Below are 1,244 nucleotides of genomic sequence, written 5' to 3'. Positions count from 1 at the left end.
GACACATAAGCTAACTTCTTAAGTGGTTGATCCAGCTCATGCAGCGTATCTCTGCCTACCAAAGTAGGCTTCATCAGGAGTGAGGTCATTGAGTCCCTGATGGTTACGCTCCTCATTATAAAACACCATGTAGTGGCCGATTTCAAGCTCTGCTTCTCGGGGCGTGGTGTAAGCTTTTAAGTAAACCTCCTCATATTTCAGGCTTCTCCATAATCGCTCTATGAAAACATTGTCGACCCAGCGTCCTTTCCCATCCATACTTATCCTGACTCCATGGTCGAGTAGCTTCTGTGTGAATTCGGTGCTGGTAAACTGACTGCCTTGATCTGAGTTGAAGATATCTGGCGGACCATAATGTTTAAGCGCGTCTTCAAGGGCTTCGATACAAAAGCTCGTGTCCATGGTGTTGGATAGCCGCCAAGACAGCACCTTTCGGCTATACCAGTCGATAATGGCGACTAAATACAGGAACCCCTTAGCCATCGGGATATACGTGATGTCAATCGCCCAAGCTTGGTTCGGGTAAGTGACTTCGATATCACGCAAAAGGTAGGGATAAACCTTGTGTGCTTTGTTCGCTAGGGTCGTTCTAGGCTTGGGGTAAATAGCCCCAATGCCCATGTCTCGCATGAGCCGAACGACACGTTTACGATTAACGTTATGGCCTTTTTTAGCCATCTCATTTCGAATGCGTCTGCTCCCCATGAACGGATACCGAAGGTGAATTTCGTCAATCATGCGCCGTAGTACAATCTCTTCAGCAGAGAGTCCTATGGGTTGATAGTAAGCAGTAGAGCGAGCAATACTGAGAAGCTCACACTGGCGTTTTATTGGCAATTGGGTAGATTTAACCAGCGATCTCTTTCGCTGGGCTCGGTCTAACGACCGAGCACTTTGGCCAAAAAATCATTTTCCATGGTCAATTGACCAATCTTGGCGTGCAGTTTGTCCACTTCTTCAGAGTTGTCCTTGCCTGACTGGCTTTCAGAGGCAAAAATCATGGCTGCATTTTCGAGCAGCTCTTTTTTCCATGTAGAAATTTGGTTAGCGTGAAGATTGTATTTCTGAGCTAACTCAGCGACAGTTTTATCACCTCTAGCAGCATCAAGCGCCACCTTAGCTTTAAATTCGGGTGAGTGGTTTCTACGTTTTCTAGTCATAATCTGTTCCAGTATTTTTAGGTACTATACAAACAGATCAATCACTTAAAGTCATGTCCGAAAATTGGGGGCCACTTCTGTATC

1 protein-coding gene is annotated in these 1,244 nt (G+C 45.8%); it reads right to left on the bottom strand.

The features are described 5' to 3' along the window. Positions 1–36: 36 nt before the first annotated feature. Positions 37–1,160, bottom strand: a protein-coding gene (locus KIV40_RS19215; RefSeq protein WP_086028361.1) for an IS3 family transposase whose coding sequence is annotated in 2 segments (ribosomal slippage) — positions 37–908 and positions 908–1,160 — 1,125 coding nt in all. Because the reading frame shifts where the segments join, the coding sequence is not laid out codon by codon here. Positions 1,161–1,244: the final 84 nt, after the last annotated feature.

The organism is Vibrio sp. D173a, assembly GCF_030248475.1.
The sequence above is the reverse complement of the archived record's forward strand: the minus strand, read 5'-3'. Positions and strand labels throughout refer to the sequence as shown.